Raw genomic sequence first — 24,994 nt, forward strand, 5'->3', positions numbered from 1 at the left:
CACGGGCTTGGGAGCGTGATAGAACAGGAAATTCCCCCAAAAGTTCGATGGTCATCCCGTTGCTGTTTGTAACACCTGCGGGTTGGCGTGGAAAAATACGTGCTCGCGCACCGGGCCGACGGCCACTTCGCCGATTTCCTCGTAACCCTGACGCTTGTAGAACTCCAGATAACGCGGGTTGCCGGTGTCGAGGATCACGCCTTGGGAGGTCTCGTCCACCGCGCACCAGTTGTGTATCGCTTGCAGCAGTTGTTCGCCGAAATGCTTGCCCTGAAATTGTGGATGCACACCAAGCAGCGGCAGCATGTGCACCGAGTCGGTCGGCACGCAGGCCTCAACGGCGGCGTGATACTCCAGATAACGCCGAGTGCAGCGGAAACCGGTGCTCAGCACCATGCGCAAACGCCAGGCCCAACTCTCGGTAACGCCCAGACGCCGTTGCGGCGGCGCGATCAGGGCGATGCCGATCAGGCGATCATTGACCAACAGACCGATGGCCGGCAGATCCTGCAAAAAATGCTGTTTGACCAGCTCCCGCACCGTGGCGCGCACCCGTTGTTCGTAACCCGGACGCTCGGCTTCGAACAGGTAGGCGAAGGTCGGCTCATGACGATAGGCCTGATAAAGAAGGGATCGCGCTTCACGGGAATAGCCGCGGTCGAGCATATGAATGTCGGCAATGGCGGTTTGGGTTTCAGGCATGACGGTGATTCTCCCCGGGGCGCGCTCGGATGGCGGCGCTCTTGTTGGTACGAACCTTTTGGTGATGGCACAGTTCCCCACAGGTATAGACCAACCAGAGATCTTCATCGACTGGTCGGGCCTTATCGCTGGCAAGCCAGCTCCCACAGTTTCCGGTTCGTCCACAAAATTCGTGTACGCAAAAAATACCTGTGGGAGCTGGCTTGCCAGCGATGGGGCCATTAGGGGCCGCGCATATCTGACAGACCTGAATGAATCTGCTTACCCCACGCTGGCCCAGATCCTACATGTCAGCTAGCATCGCCCTTTTGCCAGGACTGCCGACCATGAAGATCGTTTCCTTCAACATCAACGGACTGCGGGCCCGTCCGCATCAGCTGGCGGCGCTGATCGAAAAGCATCAGCCGGACGTGATCGGCCTGCAGGAAACCAAGGTTCACGACGACCAGTTCCCGCTGGAAGAAGTGCGGGCCTTGGGTTATCACGTGTATTTCCACGGACAGAAAGGCCACTACGGCGTCGCCCTGCTCTCGCGCCAGGAACCCATTGCCGTGCACAAGGGCTTCGCCACCGATGAAGAAGACGCGCAGCGACGCTTCATCTGGGGCACGTTCGCCGACGCCAACGGCGTTCCGGTGACGATCATGAACGGCTATTTCCCACAGGGTGAAAGCCGCGACCATCCGACCAAATTCCCGGCCAAACAGCGTTTCTACAGCGATCTGCAAGCGCTGCTGGAAAGCCAGTTCCACAACGAACAGCCGCTGGTGGTGATGGGCGACGTCAACATCTCTCCGGAAGACAGCGACATCGGCATCGGCCCGGACAACATGAAGCGCTGGCTGAAAACCGGCAAATGCAGCTTCCTGCCGGAAGAGCGCGAGTGGATGGCTCGCCTGAAAAACTGGGGCCTGACCGACAGTTTCCGTCACCTGAACCCGGACGTGACCGACACGTTCAGCTGGTTCGACTATCGCAGCCGTGGCTTTGAAGACGAGCCGAAACGTGGTCTGCGCATCGATGTGATTCTGGCGTCCCACGGTTTGCTGCCACGGGTGAAAGCCGCCGGCGTCGACTATGAACTGCGCGGGATGGAAAAGCCTTCGGACCATGCGCCGATCTGGCTGGAATTGAGCTGATTCGCTTGAAAGCAGAAGATCACAGCCGGCGGTTGTGATCTTCTGCCCTGTCATCTTTCAGCAACCTCACTGACTTAATCTCCCCGGCAATCCCCTTGGCTGCAATCGGTGCCGGCATGACCCTGCGTGTTCTGTTCGTCTTTCTCCTGAGTGCCTGGCTGCAGGTTTCGGCCGCGGCATTGCCCATTCCCGAGAACGGCCCGGTATTGCGCATCCAGGGTTCCAACACCATTGGCGCGGCGCTCGGCCCGGCGTTGGTGGAAGGCCTGTTGCAGGATCAGGGACTGTTGAAAGTCCACAGCGAAACCCCGGACACCGCCAACGAACAACGGGTCGTCGGCCTGACGGCCCAAGGCCAAAGAGTCGTCGTGGAGATCGCCGCCCACGGTTCGAGCACCGGTTTCACTGCACTCAAGAACGCCAGCGCCGATCTGGCTGCCTCCTCGCGCCCGATCAAGGACAGCGAACTGCTGACCCTGCAAGCCCGGGGTGATCTGAAAAGCCCTGGCGCCGAGCAGGTCATCGCCATCGATGGCCTGGCGATCATCCTTCATCCCGACAATCCGCTGGTGCAACTGAACACCGAACAACTGGCGCGGATCTTCAGCGGCGAGGCGAAGACGTGGGAAGAACTCGGCGGCAAGGGTGGGACGATTCATCTGTATGCGCGGGATGATCAGTCCGGCACCTACGACACCTTCAAGGAACTTGTCCTCAGTCGTCGTGGGAAATCCCTGAGCAGTGTCGCGAAACGGTTTGAGTCCAGCGAGCAGTTGTCCGACGCGGTCAGTGCCGATCCGCAGGCCATCGGTTTCATCGGCCTGCCCTATGTGCGTCAAGCCAAGGCCGTGGCGATTGTTGACGGACAATCCCAGGCGATGCTGCCGCTCGCCAGCCTGATCGCCACCGAAGACTATCCGCTGTCGCGGCGGCTGTTCTTCTATCTGCCGCCCGACAGCAACAATCCCTGGGCCAGTGCGCTGGTGGACTTTGCGCAAAGCCGTCAGGGCCAGGCGATTGTCGCGGCCAATGGTTTTATCGCCCAGACCGTGCAGGCCATCGCCGTCACGCCGAATGCGTTGATGCCCGAGGGTTATCAATCCCTCAGCCGCCACGCCCAGCGCCTGACGGTGAACTTCCGCTTCGAAGAAGGTAGCGCCAGCCTCGACAACAAGGCCCGTCAGGATCTGGCCCGGGTGTTCGACTATATAAAGCACCACGACAAGACCGACCGCGCGGTAACACTGGTGGGCTTCGGCGACGCCAAGGACGACCCGGCACGGGCGGATTTACTGTCGAAGCTGCGGGCGATGGCGGTACGCCGAGAGTTGGTGAAAAACGGCGTGGTGTTGCGCGAAGTGCGCGGGTTTGGCGCACTGATGCCGGTGGCGACCAACAGCGGGGATGAGGGCCGGATCAAGAATCGGCGGGTTGAGGTTTGGGTTTACTGAATCTGATGGTGATGCGTTGCAGCCACTGACGCCTTCGCGGGCAAGCCCGCTCCCACAGGGATCTTCGGTGAACACAATTGGTGTGAGCACCAGCAGACTTGTGGGAGCTGGCTTGCCAGCGATGAACGATAACGCGGCTTTGGATCAGCGCTCGCTACGCAGCATTTCCTTCGGCACATACTTGCCGATCTCGAACTTGCCGATCGCGGCGCGGTGCACTTCGTCCGGGCCGTCGGCCAGGCGCAGGGTACGTTGCATGGCGTACATGTAGGCCAGCGGGAAATCGTTCGACACCCCTGCCCCGCCATGAATCTGGATCGCCCGGTCAATCACCCGCAATGCGACGTTCGGTGCCACGACTTTGATCTGCGCAATCTCGCTCTTGGCGACCTTGTTGCCCACGGTGTCCATCATGTACGCCGCTTTCAGCGTCAGCAGGCGCGCCATGTCGATTTCCATCCGCGAGTCGGCAATCTTGTCGACGTTACCGCCCAGACGCGCCAGCGGTTTGCCGAACGCGGTGCGGCTTACCGAACGTTTGCACATCAGTTCCAGTGCGCGCTCGGCCATGCCGATCGAACGCATGCAGTGGTGAATCCGGCCCGGGCCCAGGCGACCTTGTGCGATTTCGAAGCCGCGTCCTTCACCGAGCAGGACGTTTTCGTACGGCACTCGCACGTTGTCGAATAGCACTTCGGCGTGACCGTGCGGTGCGTCGTCGTAACCGAACACCGGCAGCGGGCGGATGATCTTCACGCCGGGGGTGTCGACCGGCACGAGGATCATCGAGTGCTGGGCATGACGCGGGGCGTCGGGGTTGCTCAGGCCCATGAAGATCAGGATCTTGCAGCGCGGATCGCAGGCGCCGGAGGTCCACCATTTCTTGCCGTTGATCACCCACTCGTCGCCATCGCGCACGGCACGGGCGGCCATGTTGGTGGCGTCGGAGGACGCAACGTCCGGCTCGGTCATGGCGAACGCGGAACGGATCTCGCCACGCAGCAGCGGTTCGAGCCAGCGTTGTTTCTGCTCTTCGTTGGCGTAGCGCACCAGCACTTCCATGTTGCCGGTGTCGGGTGCCGAGCAGTTGAACGGCTCGGGGCCGAGCAGCGAACGGCCCATGATTTCCGCCAATGGCGCGTATTCGAGGTTGGTCAGGCCAGCACCCAGCTCCGACTCAGGCAGAAACAAATTCCACAGCCCTTCGGCCTTGGCCTTGGCCTTGAGTTCTTCCATGATCGCCGTCGGCTGCCAGCGATCGCCTTCTGCGACCTGGCGTTCGAACACGGCTTCGGCCGGGTAAACGTAAGTGTCCATGAACGCGGTCACGCGCTCACGCAGTTCTTGCACCTTGGGCGAATAAGCGAAATCCATGAGCAATTACCTTTTTTCGGCAGGTTGTTTAAATCATGCAATCGATGCTAGAACAGCGTTGATAATTTACCTAGCCTATTCTCGGCGTGTATAAACATTCATCACCGATATATGATTGGTTGATTTTCCTGGCCGCCCTGACCCGCGCCATCCATCTATAACAAGCACCTATAACAAGAGAGCCGCGTAATGAATCTGAGCAAGGTCGACCTCAACCTTTTCATCGTCTTCGACGCGATCTACACCGAAGCCAACCTGACCCGCGCCGGGCAGATTGTCGGCATTACCCAGCCTGCGGTGTCCAATGCCTTGGCGCGGTTGCGCGAAACCTTCAACGACCCGCTCTTCGTACGCACCGCCCAAGGCATGGTGCCGACGCCCATGGCGCAGAACATCATCGGCCCGGTGCGCAATGCCCTGTCGCTGCTGCGGGTATCGGTTCAGGAAAGCCGCATTTTCAACCCCTCGCAAGCGGTCAAGACTTACCGCATCAGCATGACTGACCTGACCGAAGCGGTGATTCTGCCGCCGCTGTTCCAGCGCCTGCGTCGTCTGGCACCGACGGTGATCATCGAAAGCTTCCTATCCAAACGCCGGGAAACCACCAAGGAACTGGCTGCCGGGCGTCTCGACTTTGCCGTGGATGCGCCGCTCAACACCGACCCGCAGGTGCGCCACGTCAAGCTGATGGAAGACCGTTACGTCTGTGCCATGCGCAAGGGTCATCCGCTGGCAACCAAGGAAAAATTCACCCTCGACGATTACCTGTCGCTGACCCACATTCATATTTCCAGCCGCCGCAGTGGCCTGGGCCACGTCGATCTGGCTCTGGGCAAAATGGGCATCCAGCGCAAGATCGCCCTGCGCTCGCAGCACTATCTGATGGCGTCCCAGGTGTTGCAGCAGACCGACATGGTGATGACCGTGCCGGAGCGGTTCGCCCGGCGCCATGACCTGCATGCGTTCAATCTGCCGGTCAACGATGTGCCGCCGGTGGAAACCCATTTGTACTGGCACGAAAGCACCGATCAGGACCCGGCCAACCGCTGGATGCGCGAGCAGATGATCGAGTTGTGCCAGCAAGTGACAGCCCATGAGAAGAAGCTCGACAAGCTGCAGGCGCCCGCTACTTGACGTAAACGTCAACCTGCCATTAGCTTAGCGCCAAGACCCTTCTTCGAGCGCTTTCATGAGCAGCCAGACCTACAGCATTTCCGACCTCGCCCGCGAGCTGGACATCACCACCCGGGCGATCCGCTTCTATGAAGAACAAGGCCTGCTCAGCCCCGAGCGACGAGGCCAGGAACGCATCTATTCGCCGCGCGACAAGGTCAGCCTGAAGCTGATCCTGCGGGGCAAGCGCATCGGTTTCTCCCTGGCCGAGTGCCGCGAGCTGATCGAGCTCTACGACCCCTCCAGCGGTAACACCAAACAACTCAACAGCATGCTGGCGAAAATCAGCGAGCGCCGGGAACAGCTCGAGCAGCAATTGCTGGACATCGAACAGATGAAGCTGGAACTCGACACCGCCGAAGAACGCTGCGTGCAGGCGCTGGAGCAGACGCTCAAGAATCAGCAATCAGTTCAGTAATCCAAACAAATCCCAATGTGGGAGCGGGCTTGCTCGCGAAAGCGGTGTATCAGAAACATATTTTCCGACTGACACTCCGCTTTCGCGAGCAAGCCCGCTCCCACAAGGGGTTCCGCAAGAATTCAAAGAGCAGGTCAACGCCATGTCCCTCCCCTCCCAAGTACGCCTGATCGAAGTCGGCCCGCGTGACGGCCTGCAGAACGAAGCCCAGCCCATCAGCGTTGCCGACAAGGTGCAACTGGTCGACGCGCTGAGCGCCGCCGGTCTCGGCTATATAGAAGTCGGCAGTTTCGTCTCGCCCAAGTGGGTGCCGCAGATGGCCGGTTCCGCTGATGTATTCGCGCAGATCCAGCGCAAGCCCGGCGTAACCTATGGTGCACTGGCGCCGAACCTGCGCGGTTTTGAAGATGCACTTGCGGCGGGAGTGAAGGAAGTCGCGGTGTTTGCCGCTGCGTCAGAAGCGTTTTCGCAGCGCAACATCAATTGCTCGATCAGCGAAAGCCTGGCGCGGTTCGCGCCGATCATGGAATCGGCGAAACAGCACGGCGTTACCGTGCGCGGTTACGTGTCCTGCGTGCTGGGTTGCCCTTATGAAGGCGAGGTCGCCCCGGAGCAAGTGGCAATGGTGGCCCGCGAGCTGTTTGCGATGGGCTGCTACGAAGTGTCGCTGGGTGACACCATCGGTACCGGCACCGCGGGCGCCACCCGCCGGCTGTTCGAAGTAGTCTCGAAGCAGGTGCCACGCGAGAAACTCGCCGGCCACTTCCACGACACCTACGGCCAGGCCATGGCCAACATCTACGCCAGCCTGCTGGAAGGCATCGCGGTGTTCGACAGCTCGATCGCCGGCCTCGGCGGCTGCCCTTACGCCAAGGGCGCCAGCGGTAACGTCGCCACCGAAGACGTGGTGTACCTGCTCAACGGCCTGGGCATCGAGACCGGTATCGACCTCGACGCCTTGATTGCCGCCGGCCAGCAGATCAGCGCCGTGCTGGGCCGCCCAACCGGTTCGCGCGTGGCCAAGGCTCGCAGCGCACAGTGAGGGGATGGTGTTACCGCCGAGCGCGAGACGTGGGCACAAGCGAGTAACACGGAAACAAATTGTCTGGTTTCGCCCGAAGGAAAAATCTTTCAAAAATCTCAAACCCTTGATTTACAAGGGTTTTTAAAAGTTGGCACGGCTTCTGCTATCTCTATGGCATAACAAGAATAAAAAGCAGCAAACCAATAAAAATAAGACGTACCGACTCTGACATAACAAAAACAACACGGCAGAGACGCAGCTAACAGATTTTTTTGGAGAAGGTGTGCTTTTCAGGGTATTCCTCGGAATGACCCGCAACCGGGCAGAGAACAATAAAACTACCTTCAGGTAGCTCCCGAATCGGTTGGATCGCTAGACGAGAAAGCAGATCAGCGCTCAAAAAAATACGTTTGCTCTTGACCCCGGATGGGGGTCGCCAAAAACAGCGGTAAAGGGCCACGGTTGCCAAAAACAACAACAGACCGACCCTCAATAATAAAAAAGAGCACGCGACGACAAAATTAAAGGGGAGCTTCGGCTCCCCTTTGTGCTGTCTGGCGTTCTGAAATCCTGCAGAAAACTGTGGGAGCCAAGCCCCCACAGATCCGCTCCTCAGCCCTCGTCGCTACGCAACTCCTCGATACTGATCTCGCGCATGCGGAATTTCTGGATCTTGCCCGTCACCGTCATCGGAAACTCTTCCACAAACTTGAAGTACCGCGGCGTCTTGAAGTGGGCGATGCGCTCCTTGCACCACGCTTGCAGTTCTTGTTCGGTGGCGCTGTGGCCGGGATGGAATTTGATCCAGGCGACGATTTCCTCACCGTAACGCGAGCAGGGAATGCCGATCACCTGCACGTCCGCCACCGCTGGGTGGGTGAAGAAGAACTCCTCCAGTTCACGCGGGTAAATGTTTTCGCCGCCACGGATGATCATGTCCTTGTTACGCCCGGCAATGCACACGTAACCCTCGTCGTTCATGCTCGCCAGGTCGCCGGTGTGCATCCAGCCTGCCGCGTCGATGGCTTCGGCGGTGGCATTCGGGTTGTTCCAGTAGCCGAGCATCACGCTGTAGCCACGGGTGCACAGCTCGCCGATGGTGCCGCGCGGCACCGGGTTGCCGGCCTCATCGATGATCTTGCTTTCGAGTTGCGGCTGGGTGCGGCCGACGGTGGTCACGCGCAATTCCAGTTCGTCGGATGGGCCGGTCTGCAGCGACACCGGGCTGGTTTCGGTCATGCCGTAGGCGATCTGCACTTCGTTCATATGCATTTCGCTGATGACCCGGCGCATCACCTCGATCGGGCAAGTGGCGCCGGCCATGATTCCGGTGCGCAGAGTCGACAGGTCGAATTCCGCACGTTGCGGCTGATCGAGCATGGCGATGAACATGGTCGGCACGCCGTACAGCGCGGTGGCTTTTTCTTCGGCGACGGTGCTCAGGGTCAGCAGCGGATCGAAGGCATCGTTGGGATAAATCATCGTGCTGCCGTGGGTGATGCAGCCGAGGTTGCCCATGACCATGCCGAAGCAGTGATACAGCGGCACCGGGATCACCAGGCGATCGGCGACGGTCAGGCCGAGGCTTTCGCCGACCATGTAACCGTTGTTGAGGATGTTGTAGTGACTGAGGGTCGCGCCCTTGGGGAAACCGGTGGTGCCGGAGGTGTACTGGATGTTGACCGGTTGATCGAAGTGCAGGCTGTCGCTGCGTTCACGCAATTGTTCTGGAAAGACACTGGCTGCCAGATCGGCCAGTTGCGACCACGGCAGAAAACCCGAAGGCGGCTGGGGATCAAGGCTGATCAACCCGCGCAATTCCGGCAGGCGCTCGCTGCGCAGTTTGCCGATGGATTGCTCGGCCAGTTCCGGCAGCAAGCCTCGCAACATGCCGTGATAGTTCGAAGATTTGAAGGCACCGGCGCAGACCAGCCATTGGCAACCGGATTGCTTGAGCACGTATTCCAGTTCGGAGCTGCGGTAGGCCGGGTTGATGTTGACCAGGATCACGCCGATCTTCGCGGTGGCGAATTGAGTGATGCACCATTGCGCGCAATTCGGTGCCCAGATGCCGAGCCGGTCACCGGCCTGCAAACCCAACGCCAGCAGGGCTCTGGCATGCACGTCCACTGCGTCGGCCAGTTGCCGCCAGGTGTAACGCAGCTGCTGATGGCGCACCACCAGCGCCTCGCCGTCCGGGTACTGCGCGACGGTCTGGTCGAACTTCTGCCCGATGGTCATCGCCAGCAAGGCTTTGTCCTGGGAACCACGGGTGTAGCTGCGCTGCGGGCTTGCACTGGGTTGATCCATGACGACCCCTATTGTCTTTATTAGTGGGTGTTGGACCGGAGCGATGTCAGCTCCGACCGTTCAGAACTGGCCCTACTCTCGCTCAAGTTGACGTTAACGTAAAGGGTGATTGACAGTCATTCGTCACAGGCTTACGTTAACGTAAAGGTGAGAACTGAACGCCCTTCTCCCCACCCTACAAAAAAGCCAAAAGGTGACCCATGAGCTACCCATCCCTGAACTTTGCCCTCGGCGAAACCATCGACATGCTGCGCGATCAGGTTCAGTCCTTCGTTGCCAAGGAGATCGCCCCGCGTGCCGCGCAGATCGACAGCGACAACCTGTTCCCCGCTGATCTGTGGCGCAAGTTCGGTGACATGGGCCTGCTCGGCATCACCGTACCGGAAGAGTACGGCGGTGCTGGCTTGGGTTACCTGGCGCACGTGGTGGCGATGGAAGAAATCAGCCGTGGCTCGGCCTCGGTGGCGTTGTCCTACGGCGCCCACTCCAACCTCTGCGTGAACCAGATCAACCGCAATGGCAACCACGAACAGAAAGCCAAATACCTGCCAAAACTGATCAGCGGCGAACACGTCGGCGCTCTGGCAATGAGCGAGCCGAACGCCGGTTCCGACGTGGTTTCGATGAAACTGCGTGCCGATAAACGCGGCGACCGTTTCGTGCTCAACGGCAGCAAGACCTGGATCACTAACGGCCCCGACGCCAACACCTACGTGATCTACGCCAAGACCGACCTGGAAAAGGGCCCGCACGGCATCACCGCATTCATCGTCGAGCGCGACTGGAAAGGCTTCAGCCGCAGCAACAAGTTCGACAAGCTCGGCATGCGCGGCTCCAACACTTGCGAGCTGTTCTTCGATGACGTCGAAGTGCCGGAAGAAAACATCCTCGGCGTGCTCAACGGCGGCGTGAAAGTGCTGATGAGCGGCCTCGATTACGAACGCGTCGTGCTGTCCGGTGGCCCGACCGGGATCATGCAGTCGTGCATGGACTTGATCGTGCCGTACATCCACGACCGCAAACAGTTCGGCCAGAGCATCGGCGAATTCCAGCTGATCCAGGGCAAAGTCGCTGACATGTACACCCAGCTCAACGCCAGCCGCGCCTACCTCTACGCTGTGGCCCAGGCCTGCGAACGCAACGAGACCACGCGCAAGGACGCGGCCGGCGTAATCCTCTACACCGCCGAACGCGCTACGCAAATGGCCCTGGATGCAATCCAGATTCTCGGCGGTAACGGTTACATCAACGAATTCCCGGCCGGCCGTCTGCTGCGTGACGCCAAGCTGTACGAAATCGGCGCTGGCACCAGTGAGATCCGTCGCATGCTGATCGGTCGCGAACTGTTCAACGAAACCCGCTAAACGGAGCTGTCCATGGCTATCCTGCATACCCAGCTCAACCCTCGTTCAGCGGAGTTCGCCGCCAACAGCGCGGCGATGCTCAAACAGGTCGACGCCCTGCACACCCTCCTCGCCCAAGTGGCCCAGGGTGGCGGCGCAAAAGCTCAGGAACGGCACACCTCACGCGGCAAACTGCTGCCCCGTGAGCGGATCAACCGCTTGCTCGATCCGGGCTCGCCGTTTCTGGAAATCAGCCAGTTGGCCGCCCACGCCGTGTATGGCGAAGACGTGCCGGCCGCTGGCGTGATTGTCGGGATCGGCCGCGTGGAAGGCGTCGAGTGCATGATCGTCGCCAACGACGCGACCGTGAAAGGCGGCTCGTACTACCCGCTGACCGTGAAGAAACACCTGCGCGCCCAGACCATCGCCCAGCAAAACCGTCTGCCGTGCATTTATCTGGTGGACTCGGGTGGCGCCAACCTGCCGCGCCAGGACGAAGTGTTCCCGGACCGCGAGCACTTCGGGCGGATCTTCTTCAATCAGGCCAACATGAGCGCCATGGGCATTCCGCAGATAGCCGTGGTCATGGGCTCCTGCACCGCTGGCGGCGCTTATGTGCCGGCGATGGCTGACGAGGCGATCATGGTGCGTAATCAGGCGACGATCTTCCTCGCCGGCCCGCCCTTGGTGAAAGCCGCGACCGGTGAAGTGGTCAGCGCCGAAGACCTTGGCGGGGCCGATGTGCACTGCAAGACTTCCGGGGTCGCCGACCATTACGCCGAAAGCGACGAGCACGCCCTCGCCCTCGCCCGCCGCAGCGTCGCCAACCTCAACTGGCGCAAGCTCGGCGAAGTGCAGCAGCGCGCGCCGATTGCGCCGTTGTACGCCAGCGACGAGTTGTACGGCGTGGTGTCGGCGGACGCCAAGCAGCCATTCGATGTGCGCGAAGTGATTGCGCGACTGGTCGACGGTTCGGTGTTCGATGAATTCAAAGCGCTGTTCGGGACAACGCTGGTGTGCGGTTTCGCCCATCTGCACGGCTACCCGATCGCGATCCTCGCCAACAATGGCATCCTGTTCGCCGAAGCCGCGCAAAAAGGCGCGCACTTCATCGAACTGGCCTGCCAGCGCGGCATTCCGCTGCTGTTCCTGCAGAACATCACCGGCTTCATGGTCGGCCAGAAATACGAGGCCGGCGGCATCGCCAAGCACGGCGCGAAACTGGTGACCGCCGTGGCCTGCGCCAAGGTGCCGAAATTCACCGTGATCATCGGCGGCAGCTTCGGCGCCGGCAACTACGGCATGTGCGGGCGGGCCTACGATCCGCGTTTCCTGTGGATGTGGCCGAACGCGCGGATCGGCGTGATGGGTGCCGAACAGGCGGCCGGCGTGCTGGTTCAGGTCAAGCGCGAGCAGGCCGAACGCAGCGGCCAGGCCTTCAGCGCCGAGCAGGAAGCCGAGATCAAGCAACCGATTCTCGACCAGTACGAAGAGCAGGGTCACCCCTACTACTCCAGCGCACGGCTGTGGGACGACGGCGTCATCGACCCGGCGCAAACCCGCGATGTACTGGCCCTGGCCTTGTCCGCGTCGTTGAACGCGCCTATCGAACCGAGCCGCTTCGGCGTGTTCCGGATGTGATCGGGAGAACCTCATGAGCCATTTCAACACCCTCGAATTGCACAGCGACCCACGGGGTTTCGCGACCCTGTGGCTGAGCCGCGAAGAAAAGAACAACGCGTTCAACGCCGAGATGATCCGCGAGCTGATCCTGGCCTTGGACAAGGTCGCCAGCGACGCCAGCCTGCGTTTCCTGCTGGTGCGCGGACGCGGCAAACACTTCAGCGCCGGCGCCGATCTGGCCTGGATGCAGCAATCGGCCGAACTCGATTACCACACCAACCTCGACGACGCCCGGGAACTGGCGGAGCTGATGTACAACCTCGCCAAACTGAAAATCCCGACCGTGGCCGTGGTGCAAGGCGCGGCGTTCGGCGGCGCGCTGGGTCTGATCAGTTGCTGCGACATGGCGATCGGCGCCGATGATGCACAGTTCTGTCTGTCGGAAGTGCGCATTGGCCTGGCGCCGGCGGTGATCAGCCCGTTCGTGGTGCAAGCCATCGGCGAACGGGCGGCGCGGCGTTATGCGCTGACGGCCGAACGTTTTGGCGGGCAGCGGGCGCGGGAAATCGGTTTGTTGTCGGAAAGCTATCCAGCGACCGAGCTTGAACAGAAAGTCGAGCAATGGATCGACAACCTGCTGCTCAATAGCCCCGCCGCGATGCGCGCCAGCAAGGATCTGCTGCGTGAAGTCGGCAACGGCGCGCTGACGCCGGCCCTGCGTCGCTACACCGAAAACGCCATCGCCCGCATCCGCGTCAGCCCGGAAGGCCAGGAAGGTCTGCGGGCCTTTCTGCAGAAACGCCCACCGAGCTGGCAAGCCGCAATCACCACCAAGGAGCCGCGTTGATGAGCGCACCTGTTCTCACCACCCTGCTGGTGGCCAACCGTGGCGAAATCGCTTGCCGGGTCATGCGTACCGCCAAGGCGCTGGGCCTGACCACCGTTGCCGTGCACAGCGCCACCGACCGCGAAGCGCGGCACAGCCGTGAAGCGGATATCCGCGTCGATCTGGGCGGCAGCAAAGCGGCCGACAGCTATCTGCAAATCGACAAACTGATCGCGGCGGCCAAGGCCAGCGGCGCTCAGGCGATTCATCCGGGGTATGGCTTTCTGTCGGAGAACGCCGGGTTTGCCCGCGCCATCGAAGCCGCCGGCCTGATTTTCCTCGGCCCGCCCGCCTCGGCCATTGATGCGATGGGCAGCAAATCCGCCGCCAAGGCCCTGATGGAAACTGCCGGCGTGCCGCTGGTGCCGGGTTATCACGGTGAGGCTCAGGATCTTGATACCTTCCGCGATGCTTGCGAACGCATCGGTTATCCGGTGCTGCTCAAAGCCACAGCCGGCGGTGGTGGTAAAGGTATGAAAGTTGTCGAGGACGTCAGCCAATTGGCTGAAGCGCTGGCCTCGGCTCAGCGTGAAGCGCAGTCCTCGTTCGGCGATTCGCGGATGCTGGTGGAAAAATACCTGCTCAAGCCGCGTCACGTGGAAATCCAGGTGTTCGCCGATCAGCATGGCAATTGCCTGTACCTGAACGAGCGCGACTGCTCGATTCAGCGTCGGCACCAGAAGGTCGTCGAAGAGGCGCCGGCACCTGGCCTCAGTCCGGAACTGCGTCGAGCGATGGGTGAAGCGGCTGTGCGTTCGGCGCAGGCTATCGGTTACGTCGGCGCCGGCACGGTGGAGTTTCTACTGGATGCGCGCGGCGAGTTCTTCTTCATGGAAATGAACACGCGGCTACAGGTCGAACACCCAGTCACCGAAGCCATCACCGGGCTCGATCTGGTGGCCTGGCAGATTCGCGTCGCCCGTGGCGAAGCGTTGCCGATCACTCAGGATCAAGTGCCGCTGAACGGGCATGCAATTGAAGTGCGGTTGTATGCGGAAGATCCGTCGAATGATTTTCTGCCGGCGACCGGGCGTCTGGATCTGTATCGAGAATCCGCCGCAGGACCGGGGCGCCGTGTGGACAGCGGTGTTGAGGAAGGCGACGAGATTTCACCGTTCTATGACCCCATGCTCGGCAAGCTGATTGCCTGGGGCGAAGATCGTGAGCAGGCGCGTTTACGGCTGCTGAGCATGCTCGATGAGTTTGCGATTGGCGGGTTGAAGACCAACATCAACTTCCTGCGGCGGATCATCGGGCATCCGGCGTTTGCGGCGGCGGAACTGGATACCGGGTTCATTCCGCGTTATCAGGATCAGTTGCTGCCAACACCTGCTGCGCTGAGCGATGAATTTTGGAATGCGGCGGCGCAGGCCTTTGCGCAGAGCCTGCCGGAGACAGCTCGGGCGGATGATCCCGCTTCGCCTTGGGCGCTACACAGTGGTTTGCGCGCGGGGTTGCCACGTGAAATCGCACTTCACTTGAGTTGCGAGGGGCAGGATCGGGCGTTGACGCTCGGCGCTGGCGGCTACGCAAAACTGATCGGCGAGCAACTGGTGGTCGAGCACGATGGGCTGCGCCGACAACTGCGTGCGATTCGTCGTGGAGAGGTTCTGTTTCTGCAATGGGACGGTGAATTGCGGCGCGTTGAAACGTACGACCCGATCAGCGCTATCGAAGCCAGTCACAGCCATCAAGGCGGTCTGACGGCGCCGATGAACGGCAGCATCGTGCGGGTGCTGGTGGAGGCCGGGCAATCGGTTGAAGCCGGCGCGCAATTGGTGGTGCTGGAAGCCATGAAGATGGAACACAGCATCCGCGCGCCCCATGCTGGCGTGATCAAGGCGCTGTATTGCCAGGAAGGCGAAATGGTCAGCGAAGGCAGCGCACTGGTCGAACTGGAAGAAGCGTGAAAGGTGGATCGATCCTACGCCTGGCGAGGATCGATCTGACTAGTATTTGGCCGTTGCCTGAACCACGACACCGATAATTCGGCACTCGTCGGTCAACAAGGCTTTCGGCCAAGTCGGATTGAGCGGCGCCAGGTAACGCTGGCCGCCCTCTTCGATCAGTTTGCGGAAAATGGCCTCGTCGCTGTCCGGCCACTGGGCGATCACCAATTTTCCGGGCTCGGCTTCCAGCGCCGGATCCACCAGAATCATCATCCCCTCGCCGATGCTCTGCCCGGTCGGCGCGGTCATCGCATTACCCGTCACCGTGAGCCAGAACGCCGGGCCACGGGCGTGATAATCCGTCAGCTCGAAACGTCGCTTGTCCTTGGCACTCGAATACGCTGGCTGGCTTTCACGGGCCTCGATCGGCGCATTCCACTCGCTGACCGGGTAGCGAAAGTAAGGGTTGTACTTCTGTGCCAGAGGCATTTCGTCGTCCGCATCGATCTGCGGTTCACGAATCACCACCGCGACTTCGAGATACTCCATACCCAACGCTTTCAGCACGCGGTTCATCTGCGTGATTCCGGGCTCGCGACGCTTGTTCAGCCAATGGCCGATGCCACCCTGAGACATGCCGACACGCTCGCCGAGCTCGACTTGAGTGACGTTGAGTTCACTCATTTTGGCCTTGACCAACTCAATCCATTTATCCATGTGCGGCACCATACGTGGACGCCTTCGGCCGACAAAACACATATTGTAGTATTTAAATTCTGGTCACAAATACTATTGGTACTATTCTTGGGTCACGGATTTGAATCGACCAAGGAGTGACCTTTCACCATGAATATCCCCAGCAAAGACTTGCCCGACCTGCAAATGGACACCACCTTTACGTCTCCGCAAGGGTGCGCCGCTGCGCAACGGGCGTTGGACTATTACTTGAAACCAGCTGTGTCAGAACCGGAAGTGGATGAGCGCTTTTTCGGCGTGAACAGCAACCTGAGTGGCGAAGAATCCCTGGTCCACGCCTCCGACCTGCTGCGTTGCGCAGCAGCGACGGCGTTCAAGGCTGCGGACAGCTTGCAGGGCGTCAATCGGGATCTGGCGTTTTCGGTCGTGCACATGGTGGACATGGCGCGGGCGATGGTTGATCACTCGCTTGATGGCGCAGTGCGCTGAAGACGGGAGCTCGAACGGACGGGAAAGAATTTTCCAATCGCGCAGATAAAAACGTTTGACTTGCAAATGATAATGATTATTATTGCAAGCAACTGGTCGCGAGATCAGTCGATAGACCAGAGACCTTAGGTCGGTCTTCTGGACTATCTCCTCATCAGGCTAATCACGGTTTTTGACCCGGCTTTTTTGCCGGGTCTTTTTTTTGCCAGTTTTCTGGCTTGTGGCTTCAGGCTAATGAAGTCTTTGGGTGCTGCAAATTCGTCGGCGCGGATGATATCAAAAGAACATTGCTTGGCAAGCCGACCCCGACCACATTGGGACAAAGTAATGCCAATCAGCACTTGAGAATCAATCGCACAGCCACTAAGCTGCCAGCGCGTCATGGAAGACGCCCCCCGCCGCAACCGGCAATTTCCCTCGGTTTCACCCCTGTCTTGCGTGTAAAGTAGCCGCCATAAAAATCATATTCAGGAACCGATTATGACCGTGGCCAAATCTTCGTTCGACATCAGCGCCAACTTCGACAGCGGCAACATCCAAGTCATCGACATCAGCAACCCGCTCAACCCGGTTCTGGCAATTCGGCCAGATACTCGCAGCGGCCATTTCCAGTGGTTCCACTTCAAGGCCAGCGGCCTGCACGTTCATCAGGAACACTGGTTTCGTCTGGTCAACGCCAGTCAGTCCTCGTACAACAAGGCCTGGACCGGCTATCAGGCGGTCGCTTCCTACGACCACGTCAACTGGTTCCGCATTCCAACCCAATTCGAAGGCGACAGCCTGCGCTTCTGCCTCGAAGCCGAGCAGACCCACGCCTGGTTCGCCTACTTCGAGCCTTACAGCCGCGGCCGTCATGACTGGCTGATCGAGCAAGCGCTGACCAAGGCCGGCACCGAACTATTGGCCACTGGCAAAAGTGTCGAAGGTCGCGACATTCAGCTGCTGCGCAAAGGCACTGGCGCCGAAGGTCGCCGCAAGATCTGGATCATCGCCCAGCAACATCCCGGCGAGCACATGGCCGAATGGTTCATGGAAGGCGTGATCGAACGCCTGGAGCATCATGACGATCCGGTATTGAACAAACTGCTGGGCAGCGCTGATCTGTACCTGGTGCCGAACATGAACCCGGACGGTGCCTTCCACGGTCACCTGCGCACCAACGCCATGGGTCAGGATCTGAACCGCGCCTGGCAGAACGCCAGTCAGGAAGTCAGCCCGGAAGTGCTTTTCGTACAGCAGCAGATGGAAAAGTACGGCGTCGATCTGTTCCTCGACGTACACGGCGACGAAGAAATTCCACACGTGTTCACCGCCGGCTGCGAAGGCAATCCGGGTTACACCCCGCGAATCGAGAAGCTCGAAGAGCACTTCCGCAGCCACCTGAAACACACCACCAAAGACTTCCAGACCAAGTACGGCTACACCCGCGACGAACCGGGTCAGGCCAACATGACCCTGGCCTGCAACAGCGTTGGCCAGAAGTTCGACTGCCTGTCGCTGACCCTGGAGATGCCGTTCAAGGATCACGATGACGCGCCGAACCCGCTCACCGGCTGGTCGGGCAAGCGCTCGAAACAACTGGGCAAGGACGTGCTGACCACCATCGCGGACATGGTCGACACCCTGCGCTGATCGCCCCTGAGTTTCGCTTCACGAAAGATCGCAGCCTGTCTGCGATCTTTTTTTGCGCCGACTTTTACTCAATCAGGTTGCAAATCAAAACCGGATTACTTACCGTCTTCAAAGTTTCATATTGAAACCTGAAAGGATCCGGGACATGAAAACTGCAACATTCGATAAAGGTGTCGTGCTGCTGTTCGCCATCGCTTGCGGCCTCGCGGTGGGCAACGTGTATTACGCCCAGCCGCTGCTGGATGCGATGGCCGACGCCTTCGGTCTGTCGCCGGGCAGCATCGGCATCGTCATGACGTTGACTCAGGTCGGTTACGGCCTCGGGCTGTTGTTGCTCGTCCCCCTTGGCGATCTGCTCAACCGCCGGCGGCTGATCGTCACGCAAACGCTGTTGTCCGCCGCTGCCTTGCTGATGATCGCCTTGGCCTCGAACAGCGTCTGGCTACTGATCGGCGTCACCCTGACCGGCTTGCTTGCCGTGGTTACTCAGGTGCTGGTCGCCTACGCCGCGACTCTGGCCATCCCGGCGCAACGCGGGCAGGTAGTCGGCGTGATCACCAGCGGCATCGTCATCGGCATTCTGCTGGCGCGCACCGTGGCCGGCGGCATGGCTGATCTGGCCGGCTGGCGCTCGATCTATCTGCTGTCAGCGGGATTGACGCTGGTGATGGCTGTGTTGCTGTTTCGGGTATTGCCCAAGGATGAAGAAGCACGACCGACCACGCATTACGTGGCATTGATCGCCTCAGTATTCAGCCTGTTTCGTGAAGAACCGGTGCTGCGCCAACGTGCGATCCTCGCGCTGCTGACTTTCGCCAGCGCCATGGTGTTGTGGACGCCGATGGTGTTGCCGCTGGCCGCCCCGCCGCTGTCGCTTTCCCACAGTGAAATCGGATTGTTCGGACTCGCCGGCGCGGCGGGTGCACTCGCCGCCGCCAGAGCCGGACACCTGTCGGATCGAGGATGGGGGCAATGGGTCAGCGGTCTGTCGCTGCTGCTGATGCTCGGTTCGTGGTTGCCAATCGCACTCACCCATTTATCGCTATGGGCGCTACTGCTTGGCGTCATCACCCTGGATCTGGGCTTGCAGGCCGTGCACGTCACCAGCCAGAGCATGATCTACAGCGTCCGCCCGCAGGCGCAGAGCCGACTGACCGCCGGCTATATGCTGTTTTATTCAATGGGCAGCGCCTTGGGCTCAATCGCCTCGACCGCCATGTACGCCTGGGCAGGATGGCCGGGCGTCTGCTGGCTGGGTGCCGCAATCAACGTGGTCGCGCTGCTGTACTGGTGGCGAACGCTGGCCACCCGGAAACATGGCGAGGCTGCTTGCGCCCTCGCCACGTCAGACTGACGCACTATCAACCGCGATTGCGTCCCCGCAGCATGCTGTCGAGCACCTCGTCACGGCGCACCCAGCCATGGAACAGCGCCGCCGCCAGGTGCAGCAGCACGGTCAGGAACAACAGATACGCCAGATACCCGTGAGCCTTGCGCAGCAACGCAAACACCTGCGCATCCGCCGGCACGATCGACGGCAATTGCAGGGACGTGCCGAGCATCACCGGATCCCCCGCCGCGCTGATCATCGCCCAGCCCAGCAGCGGCAACACCAGCATCAGCGCGTACAGCAACAGATGAGAGGCCTTGGCCGCCATCACTTGCCAACCCGGCAGATCCGCCGGCAGCGGCGGTTGGCGGGTGCCCAGCCGCACCAGAATGCGCACGATCACCAAAGCGAGTATCGCGATGCCCAGCGGTTTGTGCAGATTGATCAGCCATTCATGCCGAGCCGACACCGAGGTCACCATGCCTGCGCCGATAAACAACATCGCGATGATCATCAACGCCATCAACCAGTGCAGCAACCGCGCGAGCGGGTTGAAATGAGTCGGTTGCGTGCTCATGGGCGAGCCTCCTTTTTGCCGGTTGGCAGTTGGCTGACTTCGCTGGTGCGACGCAGGTAGGAATCGGCGTAACCGGCCGAGCGCGCGGCGAGCAGCGGATCGTCGGAACCCTGAATGCCGGCCGGTAGCACCAGCGGATCGTAGTTGATGTCACGGCATTCGCCACTGAGCTGGGGCTGAGTCTTTTCCAGTACCAGGGTGCCGGCGTTCAACACCTTGCGGCCGGGGGGCCAGGTCTTGCTCGCATCGTTCACCGGATCGTCGGCGTTGGCCAACGTGATGTTCAACTGAAAGCGCAGCGGCCCTTCGGCCAGGCGTTGCACCAGGTCTTTTTCGAGAAAATCACTGCCTTCAGGCGCAGTCGCACCGGCAGCGTCCTGGGCCAGAGGCGTCATGCTCCAGCGCACCGCTTGCTTCTTGCCGCTGGCATCCACCAGATAGAAGGCGTTGACGCTGTTGTAGGTTTCGGTCGCGTAACTGGCCGAGGGCTTGGCGGTTTTTATCCAGGTCAGAAACGGCACGGCTTCCGGGTGTGCGGCAAAAAATGCCGGCACCTTCGCCGGGTCAGGCTTTCCTGTGGCCGGATCCGGCGATTGCGCCTGCTGCAACTGATAGAACGCCTCGGGCGTGCCCACCGGGAACACCGGCATGCTGTTCATCCCGGTGCGCCACTGCTGACCGTTGGCCTGAGTGAAACGCAGCGCCAGACTGCGGATCGGTACGGCGCTATCCGGCGCATATGGATTGCCGGCCGGCAACGCAAAACGCCCGACCACCGGCGTGCGCGATTCATTGAACACTTGCGCGACAGAATACGGACGAGCCTCGCCGCTGCTCTCGAAATGTCCGATCACGCACACACCTTTGGCGTGATTGCGACGAAAGCCGGGATGCACGCCGTTATTCTTCTCCAGCACATCGACCAACGCTTTCGGCGTCAGACGTTGTGGGTCAAATGAACCATGAACGTAGGCAAATGCCCCGGCCAGGGCGGCGACCACCACGGCAATTCCGCCAAGTCGCAATACCAGGCTCGGGGCACTCAGTGGCGGGTGTTGAGGCCCGCCGGGTGGTGAGCTGCGATCAACCATGAAAGACTCCAGGGCCATCGGCCATAGGGAAAGGTGCTATGAGACGCACGCCTCGTAGGATTATTCCCTCTGAACTGTAGTTTCTTTCATGCAGTGGCGTCGGAGTCCACTCGAAGCGGGCTAAATCCGATCGAAACGCGGCACACGCTTCTCCAGAAACGCCTGCATGCCCTCTTTCTGCCCGGGTGTCGCGAACAGGCCGTGAAACGAGCGTCGTTCAAACAGAATGCCTTCGCGCAGTCCCGACTCGGATGCCCGGTCTACAGCTTCCCGGGCGGCCCGTGTCGCCGTACGCGGAAAGCCGCCGATGCGCTGTGCAATGTCCATGGCCTGTGTCAGCACTTGATCGGCGTCTGTCACCCGCGACACCAATCCCGCCTGCTCCGCTTCCCGGGCTGACATCGTGCGACCGGTCAATATCATGTCCATGGCTTTGGCACGGCCAATCAACCGGGTCAGGCGCTGCGTGCCACCCATGCCAGGCATCACCCCCAAAGTGATTTCCGGCAGTGCGAATTTCGCAGATTCGGCCGCCACGATCACATCGCACATCATTGCCAGTTCGCATCCTCCACCGAGCGCGAATCCCACCACTGCGGCGACTTTTGGCGTGCGCAGAGCGGCAAACGCATCCCATCCGGCGAAATGATCTTCCTCGATCATTTCCCGGCAGGACTTTTCGTACATCTCCTTGATGTCGGCGCCGGCAGCAAAATAATCCTGTGTACCGGTAATCAGGAAACATCCGACACCCGGGTCATTGTCCAGCGGTTGCAAGGTCCCCAGCAATTCGTGCATCAGTGATGTGTCGAGCGCATTCCGTGCCTGCGGGCGGTTGAGGCGGATCAGTACCACGGGCCCCTGTCGTTCAATCAATAGGTTCATTCGCAATCTCTTTGAAAAATGAAGTGAGTGGAAAAACACCGACGCACCGTCAGGAATCCCAGATCGCGCCGTAGGCCGGAATACCCCGGGATTCCATTTCCTCGACGACCCGCTCGGTCAACTTTTGATTGGAAATACAGATCACCGCCTCCGCACCGTGGGTTCGAACGACGGCATACGCCAGCGCCACCAGATCCGGTTTGCCCAACCGGTCGGTGTCCCAGATATGGGCATCGGGTTGTGCCTGCAGGATTTCCTCCACCAGCGCGTCACCATAGGTCTCGCGCGGGCTGCGGGTGGACCAGATCAGGTGGATCGGCACTTGTCCCGCCAGCAGATGCGGCAACACCGGCCCAATGCCACTGCCGGTGGCGACGTACACCACTGACTTGAACAGGGTTTCGATATGGGCGACGCCTGCCGTGGTGATGCCCTTGACCCAGACATGGCTCGGCGGTTGTTCGATCAGCTCACCGGTCCAGTCGCCGGCCCGGGAAATGATCAGGCGAAAACCCTGTTCGTCAGGTGCAGGAATGTTGGCAAACGAGTGCCACTCCCACAGCGGATGGCGACTGATGGCGGTGGAAGATCCGGCGAACGGCGTAAGGTGATTGAACCGGGCAATCACTGCATGCGATGACGGTTTGACCAGCGTCACTGGCACCCTGCGCAGGCGTAACCAAGGCAAGGCAATGCTGAACGTCAGGATCGGCAGCATCCAGAACGAAAAGGACGTCAACAGGACCTGCGTCAGGTCTGCCGAAGGATTCCTGTCCCGCGCAAACACCAGCGTCATGCCCCAGAACAGCAACAGCGCCGCCCAACCGGCAAACCGGTGTGTGCGCTCGAAAGCGTTGTGAAACCGTGAACGAATTCCCGGCAACGCCATGATAGCCATCAGCAGCAACAATCCCAGCAGCCCGGCGCTGATGGTCAGCAACGTCAGCGAAACCCCACCCACCCCTTGGGTCCTTTGCCAGATCATCGAGCCGAGCAGTGCCACGAACCAGGCAATCGCGGCCATCGCCCCGCCACTGTGCAGCCCACCGAAATGATAGACCTTGGCCAGCGAGCGACGAATCGCCAACGGCCAGCTCGTCGGGGCGCGGGTCGCCAGCCAGAACAACAGATTGATCACATATTGCTGACGAATCAGGATCGCCATCGACAGGTTCACCAACACCAGCTGCGACAACGTCTCCAACGCGATCCCCGAGGCCGACCACCACTGACCGACGGTCACTCCGTACACCAGCGCCCCGACGTTAGCCAGCAGCACCAGCGCTACCAGGCGGTTGTAGTGCGAAAACAAGGGCATCGTTCCCAGACGCCGCCAAAGCGGCCTTCGAGGTGGCAGGACAAAAGCGTCATCGACCTGACTCATTGCCCCGCCTCCCGAGTGGTGGCAACGAGCTGTGCCTGATACGCCTGAGCCCGCTCCAGCAGCAAGCGTTTATCGACCTTGCCCCTTGAGGTCAGCGGGATGTCGTCCACCGGCAGAATCATCGAAGGCACGCAGTAATAGGCCAGACGCTCTTCGCAACGGCGTCGGGCCTCGTCGGTATCCGTAGAAGCGGGATAGACGAACGCCACCAGATGACGGTTATCGAACTTCAAGGTCACCGCGCGCTCGCAGCCCGGTGCAGACTCCAGCGCCGCCGATACCGAGTCCAGTTCAACGCGAAAGCCCCGGACTTTCACCTGATCGTCCACCCGGCCCAGGTGCTCCAGTTCGCCGTCGGCGGTCCAGCGGCCCAGATCACGGGTGCGAAACATCATGCGACCCTGCCCCAGAAACGGGTCGAGTCGATAACGTTCGGCAGTCAGCGCAGGATTGCCCAGATACCCGGCGGTTACACAATCGCCACCGGCCCACATTTCGCCCTGTTCACCCGGCCCGCACAGTTGGCCCGCTTCATCCAGCACGTACACGGTGTTGTTGGGCGTTGGCTTGCCGATCGTCAACGGGCCCACGCCTCGGTAATGCTGCATGGTATTGACGATGGTGGTTTCTGTAGGGCCGCAAGCATTGTAGAAATCGCAAAAGGTCGCCCAGCGATCGGCCAGGGGCTGCGGACACGGTTCGCCGGCCAGCGCCACCACTTTCACCTGGCTGCAGCGCGCCGGATCCAGCGTGGCGAGAATCGATGGCGTCGCGATCAGCACGTCACACTGCTCGGCGGTCTCGGCAATGTCCTTGCCCCGGATCAGCAGCGTCGCACCATGGGCCAGGCAGCCGAGGATTTCCCAGGCGGCCATGTCAAAGGCGATATTGAGGATTTGCCCGACGTTCATGCCCGGCCCCATGCCGAGATTGCCGGGGCCGGTCAGCAGAATGTTGCAGACATTGCGTTGGGTCACCCTGACACCGTTGGGCTGTCCGGTCGTACCGGACGTAAACAACACAAAACACAAGGCATCCGGTGACGAAATATCCTCTCCCACATTGACGTCATCGACAGCCGAGCCCGGCGAGTCGATGAACGTATCCAGATGAATGCAATGCTGCCCGGCCGTCAGGGGAATCCCATGGGCCAGCGTTGAAAGCGTCAACACCACCTGCGTCGAAGCAACCGACATGATGTGGCTCAACTGCGTGGTCGGGGTAATGCCGACATGCTGCGGAATATAAGCGGCCCCCAGCTTCAAGGTCGCAAGCATGCCCACCAGCATAGGGATCGAGCGTTCGACAAACAGCGCCACGTGATCACCCGGTGCTACGCCATGGCTCGACAACAATCTGGCCAACCGGTTGGCCTGGCGATTCAGCTCGCCGTAGGTCAGGCGCTGTCCCTCAAAACGTGCGGCCACCTGCTGCGGGTGAGTCGCTGCCTGCGCCTCGATCGCACGGTGGATCAACGAGAACTCAGGCTCGGCCACCGGGCCGCAGCCGAATGTCCGCCAGGCGTCAGGGCCGGCACTTGGTGCGGGGGGATTCATTACGATTGCGTGCATTTTAAAC

22 protein-coding genes are annotated in these 24,994 nt (G+C 60.6%); 12 read left to right on the plus strand and 10 right to left on the minus strand.

Annotated elements, in window-relative coordinates; translation table 11 throughout:
• Positions 1-51: 51 nt before the first annotated feature.
• A complete protein-coding gene (locus QLG12_RS13180; protein ID WP_282474661.1) occupies positions 52-702 on the minus strand; it encodes a GNAT family N-acetyltransferase in 651 nt (216 codons plus the stop codon).
• Between the two features lie 326 nt (positions 703-1,028).
• Between QLG12_RS13180 and xthA the strand changes: the two genes are divergently transcribed.
• Both xthA and QLG12_RS13190 read left to right on the plus strand, forming a co-directional pair.
• Positions 1,029-1,841, plus strand: coding sequence for an exodeoxyribonuclease III (gene xthA, locus QLG12_RS13185; RefSeq protein WP_085667520.1), 813 nt, complete (start codon positions 1,029-1,031; stop codon positions 1,839-1,841).
• A 116-nt stretch (positions 1,842-1,957) separates the two neighbouring features.
• Entirely contained in the window at positions 1,958-3,292 is a 1,335-nt protein-coding gene (locus tag QLG12_RS13190; protein WP_282474662.1) for a phosphate ABC transporter substrate-binding/OmpA family protein, read from the plus strand.
• A 144-nt stretch (positions 3,293-3,436) separates the two neighbouring features.
• Here the strand turns inward: QLG12_RS13190 and QLG12_RS13195 are convergent, their stop codons facing one another.
• Complete coding sequence (locus tag QLG12_RS13195; RefSeq protein WP_011334996.1) at positions 3,437-4,666, minus strand: acyl-CoA dehydrogenase; 1,230 nt, start codon at positions 4,664-4,666, stop codon at positions 3,437-3,439.
• A gap of 189 nt (positions 4,667-4,855) precedes the next feature.
• On the opposite strand from QLG12_RS13195, the gene QLG12_RS13200 reads away from it, so the two are divergent.
• The 3 genes from QLG12_RS13200 to QLG12_RS13210 all read left to right on the plus strand — a co-directional run bounded on the left by QLG12_RS13200 (position 4,856) and on the right by QLG12_RS13210 (position 7,299).
• On the plus strand, positions 4,856-5,800 hold the full coding sequence (locus QLG12_RS13200; protein ID WP_011334997.1) for a LysR family transcriptional regulator: 945 nt from the start codon (positions 4,856-4,858) through the stop codon (positions 5,798-5,800).
• 55 nt (positions 5,801-5,855) lie between these two features.
• On the plus strand, positions 5,856-6,257 hold the full coding sequence (locus tag QLG12_RS13205) for a MerR family DNA-binding transcriptional regulator (protein ID WP_074688996.1): 402 nt from the start codon (positions 5,856-5,858) through the stop codon (positions 6,255-6,257).
• A gap of 142 nt (positions 6,258-6,399) precedes the next feature.
• The gene (locus QLG12_RS13210) at positions 6,400-7,299 is read left to right on the plus strand and encodes a hydroxymethylglutaryl-CoA lyase (protein ID WP_197867418.1); all 900 of its coding nucleotides are present in this window, start codon (positions 6,400-6,402) and stop codon (positions 7,297-7,299) included.
• 594 nt (positions 7,300-7,893) lie between these two features.
• Here the strand turns inward: QLG12_RS13210 and QLG12_RS13215 are convergent.
• Positions 7,894-9,591: an AMP-binding protein gene (locus tag QLG12_RS13215; protein WP_197867416.1), complete on the minus strand. Its 1,698-nt coding sequence runs from the start codon at positions 9,589-9,591 to the stop codon at positions 7,894-7,896.
• Positions 9,592-9,791: 200 nt separating this feature from the next.
• On the opposite strand from QLG12_RS13215, the gene QLG12_RS13220 reads away from it, so the two are divergent.
• The 4 genes from QLG12_RS13220 to QLG12_RS13235 are packed head-to-tail and all read left to right on the plus strand — an operon-like array spanning position 9,792 to position 15,353.
• Entirely contained in the window at positions 9,792-10,955 is a 1,164-nt protein-coding gene (locus tag QLG12_RS13220) for an isovaleryl-CoA dehydrogenase (RefSeq protein ID WP_039767508.1), read from the plus strand.
• 12 nt (positions 10,956-10,967) lie between these two features.
• Positions 10,968-12,575, plus strand: a complete 1,608-nt coding sequence (locus tag QLG12_RS13225; RefSeq protein WP_197867414.1) for a carboxyl transferase domain-containing protein — start codon at positions 10,968-10,970, stop codon at positions 12,573-12,575.
• 13 nt (positions 12,576-12,588) lie between these two features.
• Positions 12,589-13,404, plus strand: a complete 816-nt coding sequence (locus QLG12_RS13230) for a gamma-carboxygeranoyl-CoA hydratase (protein ID WP_197867412.1) — start codon at positions 12,589-12,591, stop codon at positions 13,402-13,404.
• Complete coding sequence (locus QLG12_RS13235) at positions 13,404-15,353, plus strand: acetyl/propionyl/methylcrotonyl-CoA carboxylase subunit alpha (protein ID WP_282474663.1); 1,950 nt, start codon at positions 13,404-13,406, stop codon at positions 15,351-15,353. The genes QLG12_RS13230 and QLG12_RS13235 overlap by 1 nt, the downstream gene beginning before the upstream one ends.
• A gap of 39 nt (positions 15,354-15,392) precedes the next feature.
• Here the strand turns inward: QLG12_RS13235 and QLG12_RS13240 are convergent, their stop codons facing one another.
• Positions 15,393-16,049 carry a LexA family transcriptional regulator gene (locus tag QLG12_RS13240; protein ID WP_064384077.1) on the minus strand — a complete coding sequence of 219 codons (657 nt, stop codon included), beginning with the start codon at positions 16,047-16,049 and terminating at the stop codon, positions 15,393-15,395.
• Between the two features lie 129 nt (positions 16,050-16,178).
• Between QLG12_RS13240 and QLG12_RS13245 the strand changes: the two genes are divergently transcribed.
• A complete protein-coding gene (locus QLG12_RS13245; protein WP_011335006.1) occupies positions 16,179-16,517 on the plus strand; it encodes a DUF3077 domain-containing protein in 339 nt (112 codons plus the stop codon).
• 143 nt (positions 16,518-16,660) lie between these two features.
• On the opposite strand, the gene QLG12_RS13250 is transcribed toward QLG12_RS13245, so the two are convergent.
• Positions 16,661-16,900, minus strand: coding sequence for a hypothetical protein (locus tag QLG12_RS13250; RefSeq protein ID WP_232253617.1), 240 nt, complete (start codon positions 16,898-16,900; stop codon positions 16,661-16,663).
• A gap of 97 nt (positions 16,901-16,997) precedes the next feature.
• On the opposite strand from QLG12_RS13250, the gene QLG12_RS13255 reads away from it, so the two are divergent.
• Together QLG12_RS13255 and QLG12_RS13260 are read left to right on the plus strand one after the other, a co-directional pair.
• Complete coding sequence (locus QLG12_RS13255; protein ID WP_282474664.1) at positions 16,998-18,149, plus strand: M14-type cytosolic carboxypeptidase; 1,152 nt, start codon at positions 16,998-17,000, stop codon at positions 18,147-18,149.
• 145 nt (positions 18,150-18,294) lie between these two features.
• The gene (locus QLG12_RS13260) at positions 18,295-19,503 is read left to right on the plus strand and encodes an MFS transporter (RefSeq protein WP_282474665.1); all 1,209 of its coding nucleotides are present in this window, start codon (positions 18,295-18,297) and stop codon (positions 19,501-19,503) included.
• A 7-nt stretch (positions 19,504-19,510) separates the two neighbouring features.
• On the opposite strand, the gene QLG12_RS13265 is transcribed toward QLG12_RS13260, so the two are convergent.
• The 5 genes from QLG12_RS13265 to QLG12_RS13285 form a co-directional block, all read right to left on the minus strand.
• The gene (locus QLG12_RS13265) at positions 19,511-20,056 is read right to left on the minus strand and encodes a cytochrome b (protein WP_011335009.1); all 546 of its coding nucleotides are present in this window, start codon (positions 20,054-20,056) and stop codon (positions 19,511-19,513) included.
• A complete protein-coding gene (locus tag QLG12_RS13270; RefSeq protein WP_197867407.1) occupies positions 20,053-21,147 on the minus strand; it encodes a catalase family peroxidase in 1,095 nt (364 codons plus the stop codon). Before QLG12_RS13270 ends, QLG12_RS13265 begins: the two co-directional genes overlap by 4 nt.
• Before the next feature lie 120 nt (positions 21,148-21,267).
• A complete protein-coding gene (locus QLG12_RS13275) occupies positions 21,268-22,032 on the minus strand; it encodes an enoyl-CoA hydratase-related protein (RefSeq protein WP_282474666.1) in 765 nt (254 codons plus the stop codon).
• Between the two features lie 49 nt (positions 22,033-22,081).
• A complete protein-coding gene (locus tag QLG12_RS13280; RefSeq protein WP_282474667.1) occupies positions 22,082-23,416 on the minus strand; it encodes a hypothetical protein in 1,335 nt (444 codons plus the stop codon).
• The gene (locus tag QLG12_RS13285; protein ID WP_282474668.1) at positions 23,413-24,987 is read right to left on the minus strand and encodes an amino acid adenylation domain-containing protein; all 1,575 of its coding nucleotides are present in this window, start codon (positions 24,985-24,987) and stop codon (positions 23,413-23,415) included. The genes QLG12_RS13280 and QLG12_RS13285 overlap by 4 nt, the downstream gene beginning before the upstream one ends.
• Positions 24,988-24,994: the final 7 nt, after the last annotated feature.

It is taken from the genome of Pseudomonas sp. V88_4, from assembly GCF_029967985.1.
GTDB classification, from domain to species: domain Bacteria; phylum Pseudomonadota; class Gammaproteobacteria; order Pseudomonadales; family Pseudomonadaceae; genus Aquipseudomonas; species Aquipseudomonas glycinae.